The organism is Streptomyces sp. NPDC050674, assembly GCF_040654575.1.
In the GTDB taxonomy this organism is placed as follows: Bacteria; Actinomycetota; Actinomycetes; order Streptomycetales; family Streptomycetaceae; genus Streptomyces.
In genome coordinates, this window is the sequence record NZ_JBFAIG010000011.1 from 24,777 (window position 1) to 37,860 (window position 13,084).

General features: G+C 72.9%; 13 protein-coding genes. 9 read left to right on the top strand and 4 right to left on the bottom strand.

Features of this window, described 5'->3' with window-relative positions:
* Positions 1–108: 108 nt before the first annotated feature.
* From AB0I06_RS19340 to AB0I06_RS19355, 4 genes are all read left to right on the top strand, one after another.
* Positions 109–1,278 (top strand): ArsA-related P-loop ATPase, encoded by a 1,170-nt coding sequence (locus tag AB0I06_RS19340; RefSeq protein WP_363120032.1) that lies wholly within the window; start codon positions 109–111, stop codon positions 1,276–1,278.
* Between the two features lie 101 nt (positions 1,279–1,379).
* Positions 1,380–1,880, top strand: a complete 501-nt coding sequence (locus AB0I06_RS19345) for a DUF5304 domain-containing protein (RefSeq protein ID WP_363120033.1) — start codon at positions 1,380–1,382, stop codon at positions 1,878–1,880.
* Positions 1,881–2,013: 133 nt separating this feature from the next.
* Positions 2,014–2,967 carry an ROK family glucokinase gene (locus AB0I06_RS19350; protein ID WP_363120034.1) on the top strand — a complete coding sequence of 318 codons (954 nt, stop codon included), beginning with the start codon at positions 2,014–2,016 and terminating at the stop codon, positions 2,965–2,967.
* 308 nt (positions 2,968–3,275) lie between these two features.
* Positions 3,276–4,022, top strand: coding sequence for an endonuclease/exonuclease/phosphatase family protein (locus AB0I06_RS19355; protein WP_363120035.1), 747 nt, complete (start codon positions 3,276–3,278; stop codon positions 4,020–4,022).
* On the opposite strand, the gene AB0I06_RS19360 is transcribed toward AB0I06_RS19355, so the two are convergent.
* Together AB0I06_RS19360 and AB0I06_RS19365 are read right to left on the bottom strand one after the other, a co-directional pair.
* Positions 4,019–4,663 (bottom strand): hypothetical protein, encoded by a 645-nt coding sequence (locus AB0I06_RS19360; protein WP_363120036.1) that lies wholly within the window; start codon positions 4,661–4,663, stop codon positions 4,019–4,021. The two genes, AB0I06_RS19355 and AB0I06_RS19360, sit on opposite strands and share 4 nt — an antisense overlap.
* Entirely contained in the window at positions 4,656–5,453 is a 798-nt protein-coding gene (locus AB0I06_RS19365; protein ID WP_363120037.1) for an alpha/beta fold hydrolase, read from the bottom strand. Before AB0I06_RS19365 ends, AB0I06_RS19360 begins: the two co-directional genes overlap by 8 nt.
* A gap of 203 nt (positions 5,454–5,656) precedes the next feature.
* On the opposite strand from AB0I06_RS19365, the gene AB0I06_RS19370 reads away from it, so the two are divergent.
* From AB0I06_RS19370 to AB0I06_RS19385, 4 genes are read left to right on the top strand one after another with little or no spacing between them, the layout of a single operon-like run.
* Complete coding sequence (locus AB0I06_RS19370) at positions 5,657–6,436, top strand: lysophospholipid acyltransferase family protein (RefSeq protein WP_363120228.1); 780 nt, start codon at positions 5,657–5,659, stop codon at positions 6,434–6,436.
* Positions 6,437–6,464: 28 nt separating this feature from the next.
* The gene (locus tag AB0I06_RS19375) at positions 6,465–7,691 is read left to right on the top strand and encodes a DUF5931 domain-containing protein (protein WP_363120038.1); all 1,227 of its coding nucleotides are present in this window, start codon (positions 6,465–6,467) and stop codon (positions 7,689–7,691) included.
* Positions 7,688–8,377 (top strand): response regulator transcription factor, encoded by a 690-nt coding sequence (locus AB0I06_RS19380; protein ID WP_363120039.1) that lies wholly within the window; start codon positions 7,688–7,690, stop codon positions 8,375–8,377. Before AB0I06_RS19375 ends, AB0I06_RS19380 begins: the two co-directional genes overlap by 4 nt.
* Positions 8,378–8,430: 53 nt before the next feature.
* On the top strand, positions 8,431–9,459 hold the full coding sequence (locus tag AB0I06_RS19385; RefSeq protein ID WP_363120040.1) for a 6-phosphofructokinase: 1,029 nt from the start codon (positions 8,431–8,433) through the stop codon (positions 9,457–9,459).
* Positions 9,460–9,509: 50 nt separating this feature from the next.
* Here the strand turns inward: AB0I06_RS19385 and AB0I06_RS19390 are convergent, their stop codons facing one another.
* Positions 9,510–11,375, bottom strand: a complete 1,866-nt coding sequence (locus AB0I06_RS19390; protein WP_363120041.1) for an anthranilate synthase family protein — start codon at positions 11,373–11,375, stop codon at positions 9,510–9,512.
* A gap of 95 nt (positions 11,376–11,470) precedes the next feature.
* On the bottom strand, positions 11,471–11,566 hold the full coding sequence (locus tag AB0I06_RS19395) for a trp operon leader peptide (protein WP_363120042.1): 96 nt from the start codon (positions 11,564–11,566) through the stop codon (positions 11,471–11,473).
* Between the two features lie 57 nt (positions 11,567–11,623).
* On the opposite strand from AB0I06_RS19395, the gene AB0I06_RS19400 reads away from it, so the two are divergent.
* Complete coding sequence (locus tag AB0I06_RS19400) at positions 11,624–12,976, top strand: class II 3-deoxy-7-phosphoheptulonate synthase (protein ID WP_363120043.1); 1,353 nt, start codon at positions 11,624–11,626, stop codon at positions 12,974–12,976.
* The last annotated feature ends 108 nt before the right edge of the window (positions 12,977–13,084 follow it).

Consider the following 13,084-nt stretch of genomic DNA (forward strand, 5'->3'; position numbering starts at 1 on the left):
GGTGAAGCAGGTCCCGGGCGCGGACGCGTCGTGGATGGTCGCGCCCACGCGGCAGAGCGGAAGCGCGGCCCCGCGCCCCTGAGGGCGTCTCGGTTACCGTTCCTTCCCATGCGCACCCTCCTGATCACGGGCCCCGGCGGCAGCGGTCGTACCACCCTCGCGGCCGCGACCGCCCTGGCCGCGGCGGCCGAGGGCACCCGCACCCTCGTCCTCGGCACCGACCGCACGGACACCCTCGGTGCCGCCCTGGGGGTGCGGACCGGCCCGGCCCCCGTCCAGGCAGCCCCCGACCTCACCGCCTGGCGCCCCGACGCCGCCCAGGACTTCCGCAGGGACCTCACCGCCCTCCAGGAGCGCGCCTCCTCCGCCCTCGACCTCCTCGGCGCCTCCCGCCTCGACCCCGAGGAGCTCACGCCCCTGCCCGGCGCGGAGGAACTCGCCCTGCTGCGGGCCCTGCGCGACGCCGCGCTGTCCGAGCGGTACGACACGCTCGTCGTCGACCTCCCCCCGGCCCCGCAGGCCCTCGCCCTGCTCGCCCTGCCCGAGGAACTCCGCCGCTACCTGCGCCGGCTGCTCCCGCCCGGACGCCAGGCCGCCCGGGCCCTGCGCCCCGTCCTCGGCCGTCTCGCCGGCGTCCCCATGCCCGCCGACTGGCTCTACGAGACGGCGGCCCGCTGGGACCTGGAACTGGCCGCCGTCGAGGCGGTCGTCGCCGACCCCGGCACCGCCGTACGCCTGGTCGCCGAGCCCGGCCCGGCCGGTGCCGAGGCACTGCGCACCACCGGCCTCGGCCTCGCCCTGCGCGGCCTGCGCACCGACGTCCTGATCGCCAACCGGGTGCTGCCCGAGGCCTCCCCGGACACCTGGCTCGCCGGGCCGGTCGCCCAGCAGCGCAAAACGCTGGAGGAGTGGCGGGAGTCCTACGACGTCCGCACCGTGGCCCACCTCGGACACGACCCGCGCGGCACCGACGACCTCACCGCCCTCGCCGTGCCCGGGGCGCGGCAGACGGCCACCGGTGCCGACTGGCCGGTGACCGACCGGCTCGCCGAGGACGGCGTGCTGGTCTGGCGGATCCCGCTGCCCGGCGCCATACGCGAGGAACTCGACCTCGTCCGGCGCGGCGACGAACTCCTCGTCACGGCGGGACGGTTCCGCCGGATCGTCCCGCTGCCCTCCGCGCTGCGCCGCTGCACCGTCGACGGGGCCGCCCTGCGCGACGGCGAACTGCGCATCCGCTTCGCGCCCGACCCCGGGCAGTGGCCGCGGCACCCGTGACACGGCGGGGCGGGCCCGGGGAAGAGGGCCGGACCGGCCCGTGAACGCGCCCCGTCCGTTCGGGTAACGTCGTAGGGACGAACCGCAGTCAGGAGTCCGTCATGAGCGAAGAGCTCCCCCCGCCCGGCGCCGCCCGCGACGAGGCCGCGGACGAGGTGCGGACGAGCGACGCCGACGCCTGGGCGACCGCGTGCGCCGAGGACCTGGAGTCGGAGAAGGCCCGCCGCCGCACCCGGTACGGCACGCCCCCGGGCTCCGCGGCCGAGGAACTGAAGAAGCTCGTCGACGCCGTCGCGGACAAACTGTCGGGGGCGGGGTCCCCGCTGCTCGGCGCGGTCGCGGGACCCGCCGCCCAGCAGGTCGTCCGGCAGGTCGTGCAGCAGGCCAAGGACGCCGTCGAACCCGTCATCGAACGCAATCCGGACGTCTTCGACCACCTGGCGGCGGCCGGGAACGAGCTGCTCGCCGCCTACCGCTCCGCCGTCCAGGCCCAGGAGCGGCGCTGGACCGGCCGCGACGACCAGGACGACCCCCGTGACCAGGGCGAACGCCGGGACGGCGGTGACGACGCCGGTCCCGGGGAGCGCATCGACCTGGACTGAGCCCCCGGTTCCGCCCGGGTGGCGGCTCGTGAGCGGCCCCCTCGGGTGCCCGGCGTGCGGACGACGGCGAACCCGACGGCAGGGCCTCGGGTACCGTTGGCCGTAGCGGGGCTCGACCGAAACTGAGGGATTCATGGGACTCACCATCGGCGTCGACATCGGCGGCACGAAGATCGCGGCCGGCGTGGTCGATGAGGAAGGCAACATCCTCTCGACCCACAAGGTGCCGACCCCGGGCACGGCCGAGGGCATCGTGGACGCCATCGCCTCGGCGGTGGACGGCGCACGCGTCGGTCACGACATCGTCGGCGTGGGCATCGGTGCCGCCGGTTACGTGAACCGGCAGCGCTCCGAGGTCTACTTCGCGCCCAACATCCACTGGCGCAACGAGCCGCTCAAGGACAAGGTCGAGGCCCGTGTGGGCCTCCCGGTGGTCGTGGAGAACGACGCGAACGCCGCGGCGTGGGGCGAGTACAAGTTCGGTGCCGGCAAGGGCCACCGCAACGTCATCTGCATCACGCTGGGCACCGGCCTCGGCGGCGGCATCATCATCGGCAACAAACTGCGCCGCGGGCACTTCGGCGTGGCCGCCGAGTTCGGCCACATCCGCATGGTGCCCGACGGCCTGCTGTGCGGCTGCGGCTCGCAGGGCTGCTGGGAGCAGTACGCCTCGGGCAGGGCGCTCGTGAGGTACGCCAAGCAGCGCGCCAACGCCACCCCGGAGAACGCCGAGATCCTGCTCGGCCTCGGCAACGGCACGCCCGACGGCATCGAGGGCAAGCACATCTCCATGGCCGCCCGCCAGGGCGACCGGGTGGCCGTCGACTCCTACCGCGAACTGGCCCGCTGGGTCGGCGCGGGCCTCGCCGACCTGGCCTCCCTCTTCGACCCGTCGGCGTTCATCGTCGGCGGTGGTCTCTCCGACGAGGGCGAGCTGGTCCTGGGCCCGATCCGCAAGTCGTACAAGCGCTGGCTGGTCGGCGGCAACTGGCGCCCGGTCGCCGAGGTCCGCGCGGCGGAACTGGGCAACAAGGCGGGCCTCGTCGGCGCGGCGGACCTCGCGAGGGAACCCGACCCGATCATCTAGGGCCTGTCGGGGCGTGGTGCGTGCAGCTGCAAGGCGGAGGAGGGCGTCAACGCGATGGGGGTCCCTCCCGCGCGAGCGCAGTTGAGCGTGGGGGAGTTGACAACCGACGACAACGCGGCAGATGTGCGTGCCACGCCCCGCGACGCCGGCATGATCCAAACGACAGGCCCTAGTCGCCCGAGGGAGGCACTTCAGGGGCGCGGGGCCGTATCGATGTGCGGCGCCGCCGCGTGGGCGCGAGGGGCCACGAAGCACCGGCACTCGCGCACCATCCCCGCGCCCCGCCGCGCCGGGCGTAGATTGATCACATGCCGCTGCTCCCCAACTCCCGTACGGAACCCGACGGTTCCGCGGTCATCAGGGTCCTCAGCTACAACATCCGCTCCCTGCGCGACGACACCGACGCCCTGGCCCGCGTGATCAAGGCCTGCGCACCCGACCTGGTCCTCATCCAGGAAGCCCCCCGTTTCTTCCGCTGGCGCAAGAAACTCGCCCGTCTGGCCCTGGCCTGCGACCTGGTGATCGTCACCGGCGGGGCCACCACCACGGGACCGGCGATCCTCAGCTCGCTCCGGGTGGGTGTCGAACGCACGGAGGACGTCCTGCTGCCGCCCACTCCCGGCCTGCACCGCCGAGGCTTCGCCACCGCGGTCGTCCGCGTCGCCGGCACCCGGCTCGGTGTACTGAGCTGCCATCTGTCCCTGCACAAGGACGAGCGCCACGAGCAGTCCGGCATGCTCCTGGACCGGCTCTCCGGCCTGGGCGTGGAGCACGCGATCGCCGGCGGCGACCTCAACGAACGCCCCGACGGGCCGGCCTTCCGCCGCCTGGCCGGCGCCCTGACCGACTGCCGGGCCGCGGCCCCCTGGGGCGGCGAGCACACCTGGACGCCCACCGACCCCTACCAGCGCATCGACGCGATCTTCGCGACGAAGGGCATCGAGGTGCTGGGCTGCGGTGTGCCCCGAGGGCACCCGGGGGTGTCCGACGCGGACCTGAGGGCGGCCACGGACCACCTCCCGGTCCTGGCCGCCCTCAGAGTCCCGGCGTCCTAGACGACCGCGCCCCGTCCGGGGTCGTCGTCCTCCTCGTCCGTGCGCATGCGCGTCACGAGCGTCGCGAACCCGCCGAGGAAGCCGCCGATCCCCAGCGTGGCCAGCCACCACGTCATGTCCCAGCCGAGCAGCACGGCCAGCAGGAGCAGCACCGGCCCGCCGAGGACACCGAGCCAGGCGAACTTGGCGGTGGGGTCGGCGGTGGGCAGCGGAGGCGGCTCCGGAGGCACGAAGTGCCCCTCGTCGTCCTCGTCGAAGTCGTCCTCGGCGGGCTCGGTCACGGAGTAGTCGCGCGGGCCGACGCCGGGAGCGAAGGAGACGGATCCGCCCAGGGGCTTGACGGGCTTCGCGGGCGGCGCGGACTGCTCCGCGGGCTCTTCGGCCTCCTCCGGCTCGGCCGGCTTCACGGTGTCCCCGGACTTCACGGCCGTATCGCCCCGCGCGCCGTCCATCACGCCGTCGTTGGTCCCCGTCGCCGGCAGCGCCAGGTCCTCGATCGGCTTGAAGGGCTTGGCGCCCGGCGGGTCCGGCGGTTCCTCGCCGTATCCGGCGACGATCGCCGCCCAGGCGGCTTCCTCGTCGAACGGGACGCCCTTCTCGTCCGGCTCCCGGCCCTCGCGGTCGGAGTCGTGCTCAGCCACCTGCGGTCGTCCCTTCCTTGCCGAGACCGGGCTCCTTGGCGAGACCGGACGCGATGCGGCCGATGAACGCGAGGCTCTCCTCGTGGATCCGGTCCGCGTCATGGTCCAACGTGGCGACGTGGTAGCTCTGTTCCAGGAGGACCTCTTTCACGTCCGTCGACGAGATGCGGCTGAGGATCCGGGCGGAGTCGACGGGCGGCACGACATGGTCCTGGGGGCTGCGCATGAGCAGCACCGGCTGCGTGACCTGCGGCAGCTCACGGTCGGTGGCCTGGAAGAACTGCCGCAGCGAATGCGCCGCGTGCAGCGGCACCCGGTCGTAGCCGAGCTCCTTGCCGTCCGGCTTGGCGATGTCGCTGGCGATGCCCTTCGTGGCCGGGACCAGGTGGCGGACCACCGGGAGGGCGTGCGCGGCCAGGCCGTGCACCTTGTTGGCGGGGTTGACGACCAGGACACCGCGCACGGCGTCGCCGTGCTTCGCGGCCAGCCGCAGGGCGAGCGCGCCGCCCATCGACAGACCGGCCACGAAGACCGTCCCGTGGCGCTCGCACAGCAGGCGCAGCTCGCGGTCCACCTCCGCGTACCAGTCCTGCCAGCCGGTGATCCGCAGGTCCTCCCAGCGCGTGCCGTGCCCGGGCAGCAGCGGCAGGGAGACGGTCAGGCCGTGCTCGGCGAGGTGCTCCGCCCAGGGGCGCAGCGACTGCGGTGATCCGGTGAAGCCGTGGCAGAGGAGGACGGCGACCTCCCCGCCCTCGTGGTGGAACGGCTCGGCTCCGGCAAGGACCGGCACCTTCGGCCTCCTGGTCGTGAGAAGGGACTGGCACGATCACGGACTGTCACGGAACGTCATGAAAAGGGGCGCACGCCGTTCGCGGGACCTTCACCGTACGCGACCGCACTGACACCGACCAGGGCCGTCGGCGCCTTTGACGGCGCTCCGGGTTAAGGTCTGATCGTCACACCACAGGAGGCACTCGGTTGTTGTACGGCGCGATGAAGGTCACCATCGGGGGTCCGCTGAAGCTCGCCTTCAGGCCCTGGGTGGAGGGCCTGGAGAACGTACCCGCCGAGGGTGCCGCGATCCTGGCGAGCAATCACCTGTCGTTCTCCGACTCGTTCTTCCTGCCCGCGGTCCTCGACCGCAAGGTCACCTTCATCGCGAAGGCCGAGTACTTCACCACGCCCGGCGTGAAGGGCCGGCTGACGGCCGCCTTCTTCAAGGGCGTCGGGCAGCTCCCGGTGGACCGCTCCGGCGCGCGCGGCGCGGGTGAGGCCGCCATCAAGAGCGGCATAGAGGTGCTCGAGCGCGGCGAGCTGTTCGGGATCTACCCCGAGGGCACGCGCTCGCCCGACGGGCGTCTCTACCGGGGCAAGCCGGGGGGCCTCGCGCGCGTGGCGCTGGCGACCGGCGCGCCCGTCCTGCCCGTCGCCATGATCGACACGGAGAAGATCCAGCCGCCCGGGAAGGTCGTGCCCAAGCTGATGCGGCCCGGCATCCGGATCGGCAAGCCCCTGGACTTCAGCCGCTACCAGGGCATGGAGCACGACCGGTTCGTGCTGCGCGCGGTGACCGACGAGGTCATGTACGAGATCATGAAGCTCTCCGGCCAGGAGTACGTCGACATGTACGCGACGGCCATGAAGCGGCAGCTCACCGACGCGGCGAAGGCGGAGAAGGAAGCCGAGAAGGCGGCCAGGGCCGCTCTCGCGCGTGCGGAGAAGGAACAGGCGGAGAAGGAAAAGCAGGCGGAGCAGCGGCGGACCGAGCCCTAGCCGGGGCGTCGGCCGGGGGGCGGGGGAGATGGCCAAGCGCGAGCGTGTCATGAGGATGTCGGTCGAGCAGCCGCTGTGGCGCGCGCTCACCGCCTACCGGGTGCTCACGATGCTGTACGCGGTCGGCCTGTTCGCCACCGCCTACGACGAGTTCCCGCGCCCCTGGATCGCCGTCGCCTACTACGCCGTGCTGGCCGGATGGACCCTGGCCACACTGCCCCGGGTCGCGAGCGCCGCCCGCTGCACCAAGCGGTTCCTCGCCGCCGACCTCACCGTCGCCGTCGTCGGCATCCTGCTCACGCCCGTCGCCGACGCGCACGAGCGGGTCCAGGCGGGCGGCCCGACGCTGCCGTCGATATGGACCGCCGGTGCCGTCCTGGCCTTCGCCATCAAGGGCGGCTGGCGCTGGGCGGCCCTCGCCTCCGGCCTGGTGGCCGTGGCCAACCTCGTCGAGCGCGGCAGCCCGGCCCGTGACACCGTCCACAACGTCATCCTGGTCTGCATCGCCTCCGTCGCCATCGGCTACGTCGTCGAGGTGGCCCGCGCCTCCGAGCGCACCCTCGCCCGCGCCCTGGAGATCGAGGCCGCCACCCGGGAGCGTGAGCGGCTCGCCCGGGACATCCACGACAGCGTGCTCCAGGTGCTGGCCATGGTGCAGCGCCGCGGCGCGGTGATCGGGGGCGAGGCGGCCGAGCTGGGCCGGATGGCCGGCGAGCAGGAGGTCGCGCTGCGCACGCTGGTCTCCGGCGGACTGGTGCCCGTCTCCAGGGTCTCGGAGGACGCCGCCGAGGGCGCGCTCGTCCGGGCCGTCGACGAGGAGCCGGAGGTGAGCGGCCCCGTCGACCTGCGCGCCCTGCTCGCGCCGTACGCGGGGGCCCGGGTCAGCCTCGCCGAGCCCGGCGCGCCCGTGCCGCTGGCACCCGCCGCCGCACGGGAGGTGGCCGCCGCGGTCGGGGCCGCCCTGGACAACGTCCGCCGGCACGCCGGTCAGGACGCGCGCGCGTGGATCCTGGTCGAGGACGAGCCGGGCGAGGTGATCGTCACCGTGCGGGACGACGGACCCGGAATCCCGGAGGGCCGGCTCGTCCAGGCCGAGGGCGAGGGGCGGCTCGGCGTGGCCCTGTCGATCCGCGGCCGGCTGCGCGACCTCGGCGGCAGCGCGGAGCTGATCTCGGTGCCCGGCCAGGGCACGGAGGTCGAGCTGAAGGTACCGAAGGACGTGACAAACCCACGGGGGAAGGCGGAGCGACGATGACGGAGACCACCGAGGAACGGCCGGACCCGATCCGGGTCATGGTCGTCGACGACCACCCCATGTGGCGCGACGCCGTCGCCCGCGACCTGGCCGAGTCCGGCTTCGAGGTGGTCGCCACCGCGGGCGACGGCGACCAGGCCGTACGCCGCGCCAAGGCCGCCACGCCCGACGTCCTGGTGCTCGACCTGAACCTGCCCGCCAAGCCCGGCGTGCAGGTCTGCAAGGAGGTCGTCGCCGCCAACCCCGCGCTGCGGGTCCTGGTGCTGTCCGCCAGCGGCGAGCACGCCGACGTCCTGGAGGCCGTGAAGTCCGGCGCGACCGGCTATCTGCTGAAGTCCGCCTCCACCGAGGAACTGCGGGACGCGGTCCGCCGCACCGCCGTCGGCGACCCGGTCTTCACCCCCGGCCTCGCCGGACTGGTCCTCGGCGAGTACCGCCGCCTGGCCTCCGAACCCGCCCCCGCCCCCGACACCGGCGAACCCAAGGCGCCCCGGCTCACCGACCGCGAGACCGAGGTGCTGCGCCTGGTCGCCAAGGGCCTGAGCTACAAGCAGATCGCCGAGCGCCTGGTCATCTCCCACCGCACGGTGCAGAACCACGTCCAGAACACCCTCGGCAAGCTCCAGCTGCACAACCGCGTGGAGCTCGTGCGGTACGCGATCGAGCGCGGCCTCGACGACGAGTGAGGCGCACGTCACACTGACCCTTCGTCAGGCACCTGCGGCGAAGGGACTGTTCCATGCGCGTCGGAGTACTGACCGGTGGCGGCGACTGCCCCGGCCTCAACGCCGTCATCCGGGCCGTCGTCCGCAAGGGCGTGCAGGAGTACGGCTATGACTTCACCGGCTTCCGGGACGGCTGGCGAGGGCCCCTGGAAGGCGACACCGTCCGTCTCGACATCCCCGCCGTGCGCGGCATCCTGCCCCGCGGCGGCACCATCCTCGGCTCCTCGCGGACCAACCCGCTGAAGGTGGAGCACGGCATCCGCCGGATCAAGGAGACCCTCGCCGGGCTGGAGGTGGAGGCGCTCATCGCCATCGGCGGCGAGGACACCCTGGGCGTGGCCGCCCGTCTGTCCGACGAGCACGGTGTGCCCTGCGTGGGCGTCCCGAAGACCATCGACAACGACCTGTCCGCCACCGACTACACCTTCGGCTTCGACACCGCCGTCGGCATCGCGACCGAGGCCATCGACCGGCTGCACACCACCGCCGAGTCCCACATGCGGGTCCTGGTCGTGGAGGTGATGGGCCGGCACGCCGGCTGGATCGCCCTCCACTCCGGCCTGGCCGGCGGCGCCAACGTCATCCTCATCCCCGAGCAGCGCTTCGACGTCGAGCAGGTGTGCTCCTGGGTGACCTCGCGCTTCCGGGCGTCGTACGCGCCGATCGTGGTCGTCGCCGAGGGGGCGATGCCGAAGGACGGCGACATGGTGCTCAAGGACCAGTCGCTGGACTCCTTCGGGCACGTCCGGCTGTCCGGGGTCGGCGAGTGGCTCGCCAAGGAGATCGAGAAGCGGACCGGCAAGGAGGCCCGTACGACGGTCCTCGGGCATGTGCAGCGCGGCGGCACCCCGAGCGCCTTCGACCGCTGGCTCGCCACCCGCTTCGGGCTGCACGCCATCGACTGCGTCCGGGACCGCGACTTCGGCCGGATGGTCGCCCTGCGCGGCACGGACATCGTCCGCGTGCCCATCGGGGACGCCACGGCCCGGCTGAAGACGGTCGACCCGACGCTGTACGAGGAGGTCGGAGTGTTCTTCGGCTGACCGCCCGCCCCGTACGCCGGTCGGGGCCGGGCGGCCCCGACCGGCCCGCGCTACGCCGAGGGCGCGCTCGTCCCGCGCAGCTGCCCCACCAGGTCCCGCACGATCCGTGCCCCGTTCAGTGTCAGCACCGACTCCGGATGGAACTGCACCCCGGCGAAGCCCGCCCCGCGCAGCGCGTGCACCTCGCCGTTCGCGGCGCGGGAGACCTCGACACCGTGGGCCGCCAGCCCGGCCGCGGCCTCGTCGTCGCAGCGCGCCACGAAGCTGTTGTAGAAACCGACGGTCTCCCGCCGCCCGAACAGCTCGATCCGCGTCTGCGCCCCCTGGAAGGGCACGTCCTTGCGCACGATGTCCAGCCCCAGCTCGGCCGCGATCAGCTCGTGTCCCAGGCAGACGCCCAGCACGCCGTGGTGGTCGCCCCTGAGCACCTCGGCGGTCAGCAGACGCAGGAATCGCATCTTCGGATCCGTCAGGTCGGACGGGTCCCCGGGCCCGGGCCCCAGCACCACCGGCCCCTGGTGCCCGAGCACCGCCTCCCGCAGCCCCGGCGCGTCGTACCGCCGCACGCTCACCTCCAGGCCGCCGGCGCGCAGCACGTGCGCGAGCATCGCCGTGAAGGTGTCCTCCCCGTCGACGACCAGGGCGTGCCCGGCCGGTTCCTGCGAGCGCTCCTGCATCCGCAGCCAGAACGGCGCGAGCGAGGCCCGGCGTCCGTCCAGCGCGGCCCGCACCCGCGGGTCGTCCGCCAGACGCGGCCCCACGGCCTGCGCGCGCGGGCGGGAGGGAGCCACGCCGAGGGCCGCCAGCACACCCGCCGCCTTGGCGTGGGTCTCCGCGACCTCGCCCGCCGGGTCGGAACCGCGCACCAGCGTCGCGCCGACCGGTACCCGCAGCCGCCCCTCCGCGTCGATGTCGGCGGTGCGGATGAGGATGGGGGAGTCGAGGGTCTGGCCCCCGCCCGCGTCCCGGCCGATCAGCGCCAGCGCCCCGGCGTAGTACCCGCGTCCGCCGCTCTCGTGCCGCTCGATCACCCGGCAGGCGTTCTGCACCGGCGAGCCGGTGACGGTCGCGGCGAACATGGTCTCCTTCAGCACCTCCCGCACGTCCAGGGAGGACCTGCCGCGCAGCTCGTACTCGGTGTGCGCGAGGTGCGCCATCTCCTTCAGCCGGGGCCCGATCACGACCCCGCCCATGTCGCCCACGGTGCACATCATCTTGAGCTCCTCGTCGACGACCATCGACAGCTCCTCGATCTCCTTGCCGTCGGCGAGGAAGTCCAGCAGGTGCTCGGGCGTCGGCCCCTCGGCGGGGTAGCGGTACGTCCCGCTGATCGGGTTCATGACGACCGTGCCGCCGGACATCCGCACGTGCACCTCGGGGCTCGCCCCGACCAGCGTGCGCTCCCCGGTGTGCACGACGAACGTCCAGTACGCCCCCCGCTCGCCCTGAAGCAGCCGCCGGAACAGCGCCAGCGCGTCGGCCCGCCCGAACCCGGGGATCCGGCCCCGGTACGTCCGCCGGATCACGAAGTTCGCGCCCTCACCGCGCCCGATCTCCTCCTCGAGCACGCGCCCGACGATCTCCGCGTACTCCTCGTCGCCGACGTCGAAGCCGCCGCCCTCGACCCGCACGTCGTGCGCAGGCAGCTGGTCGAGGGCGTCGCCGAGCGGGACGCCGTAGGACTCCTCGGGCGTGAGGGCGAGCAGGGGCGTGCCGTCGTCGGTGACATCGAAGCCGCGCTCGCGGATCTGCCGGAAGGGCACCAGCGCGAGGCCCTCCCCTGGCAGGTCGGCGAGGCGGTCGTACGCAGCGACCGGGCCGATCAGGACCTCGACCAGCTCGTGGTCATGGCCGGGGGTGCGGCGGCGCAGCAGGGCGAAGGGACGGGTGTCGTCCAGCAAGCCGAGCAGGTTCATGGGTCCGTACTCCATCTCGGTGAGAGGAACGGACCCCGGGAAACACCGAAGGCCGCCCCTCGGGCGGCCTTCGCGAAGTCGTGAGTACGCGCAAGTCAGCGGGCCGCCGGATGAGCGGTCCACCACCAGGTCTGGATCGAATGCGCGAACATGGCGGGCACCCTACCCCATGTCCGAGGGGTGTACGGCATGTCTCACTTGCTGGGCACGGGCCAGAACGGCCGACCCGACCCCGTAGTGTTGAGCTCGTGACCGTGAACGCTAAGACCAGCGCGAGTGCTGGCAACACCTGGCGAGACCTGCCCGCGGCGCAGCAGCCCGAGTACCCCGACACCGAGGCTCTGCGCGCAGTGATCGCGGACCTCGAGTCGTATCCGCCGCTCGTCTTCGCGGGCGAGTGCGACCAGCTGCGCGCCCGGATGGCGGCCGTCGCCAAGGGAGAGGCGTTCCTCCTCCAGGGCGGCGACTGCGCGGAGGCCTTCGACGCGGTGTCCGCCGACCACATCCGCAACAAGCTGAAGACGCTGCTCCAGATGGGCGCCGTGCTCACGTACGCCGCGTCCGTGCCGGTCGTGAAGGTCGGCCGGATCGCCGGCCAGTACTCCAAGCCGCGCTCCAAGCCGACCGAGACCCGCGACGGCGTGACCCTGCCGACCTACCGCGGCGACTCCGTCAACGGCTTCGACTTCACCGAAGAGGCCCGGATTCCGGACCCCGAGCGGCTGAAGCGGATGTACCACGCCTCCGCCTCCACGCTGAACCTGGTGCGCGCCTTCACCACCGGCGGCTACGCCGACCTGCGCCAGGTGCACGCCTGGAACCAGGACTTCGTGAAGTCGTCCCCGTCGGGGCAGCGCTACGAGCAGCTGGCCCGCGAGATCGACCAGGCGCTCAACTTCATGCACGCCTGCGGGGCCGACCCGGAGGAGTTCAAGACGGTCGAGTTCTACGCCTCGCACGAGGCGCTGCTGCTCGACTACGAGTCCGCCCTGACCCGGGTCGACTCGCGCACCGGCCAGCTGTACGACGTCTCCGGCCACATGGTGTGGATCGGTGAGCGCACCCGGCAGCTGGACCACGCGCACATCGAGTTCGCCTCGAAGATCCGCAACCCCATCGGCATCAAGCTGGGTCCGACGACCACCGCCGAGGACGCGCTGGAGTACATCGAGCGTCTCGACCCGGAGCGCGAGCCCGGCCGGCTGACCTTCATCGTCCGCATGGGCGCCGACAAGGTCCGCGACAAGCTCCCCGAGCTGGTCGAGAAGGTCACGGCCTCCGGCGCGACCGTGGCCTGGGTGACCGACCCGATGCACGGCAACACCTTCGAGGCGGCCTCCGGGCACAAGACCCGCCGCTTCGACGACGTGCTCGACGAGGTCAAGGGCTTCTTCGAGGTCCACAAGGCCCTCGGCACCCACCCGGGCGGCATCCACGTGGAGCTCACCGGCGACGACGTCACCGAATGCGTGGGCGGCGGCGACGAGATCTTCGTCGACGACCTGCACCAGCGCTACGAGACGGCCTGCGACCCGCGGCTCAACCGCAGCCAGTCGCTGGACCTGGCGTTCCTCGTGGCCGAGATGTACAGGGACCAGTAGCGGGTCCGCCTGTTACCGGGGCACGGACTGGGGCGCGGATCACACGATCCGCGCCCCGCTCCACTTTTGTGCTCCGAACCCGACGGGTAAGGTTAGGTTAGCCTCACC

Excerpts from the sequence above, each read along its gene's own strand:
- AB0I06_RS19340 (WP_363120032.1), top strand. The coding sequence starts at position 109 with ATGCGCACCCTCCTGATCACGGGCCCCGGCGGCAGCGGTCGTACCACC.
- AB0I06_RS19345 (WP_363120033.1), top strand. The coding sequence starts at position 1,380 with ATGAGCGAAGAGCTCCCCCCGCCCGGCGCCGCCCGCGACGAGGCCGCG.
- AB0I06_RS19350 (WP_363120034.1), top strand. The coding sequence starts at position 2,014 with ATGGGACTCACCATCGGCGTCGACATCGGCGGCACGAAGATCGCGGCC.
- AB0I06_RS19355 (WP_363120035.1), top strand. The coding sequence starts at position 3,276 with ATGCCGCTGCTCCCCAACTCCCGTACGGAACCCGACGGTTCCGCGGTC.
- AB0I06_RS19370 (WP_363120228.1), top strand. The coding sequence starts at position 5,657 with ATGAAGGTCACCATCGGGGGTCCGCTGAAGCTCGCCTTCAGGCCCTGG.
- AB0I06_RS19375 (WP_363120038.1), top strand. The coding sequence starts at position 6,465 with ATGGCCAAGCGCGAGCGTGTCATGAGGATGTCGGTCGAGCAGCCGCTG.
- AB0I06_RS19380 (WP_363120039.1), top strand. The coding sequence starts at position 7,688 with ATGACGGAGACCACCGAGGAACGGCCGGACCCGATCCGGGTCATGGTC.
- AB0I06_RS19385 (WP_363120040.1), top strand. The coding sequence starts at position 8,431 with ATGCGCGTCGGAGTACTGACCGGTGGCGGCGACTGCCCCGGCCTCAAC.
- AB0I06_RS19390 (WP_363120041.1), bottom strand. The coding sequence starts at position 11,375 with ATGAACCTGCTCGGCTTGCTGGACGACACCCGTCCCTTCGCCCTGCTG.
- AB0I06_RS19395 (WP_363120042.1), bottom strand. The coding sequence starts at position 11,566 with ATGCCGTACACCCCTCGGACATGGGGTAGGGTGCCCGCCATGTTCGCG.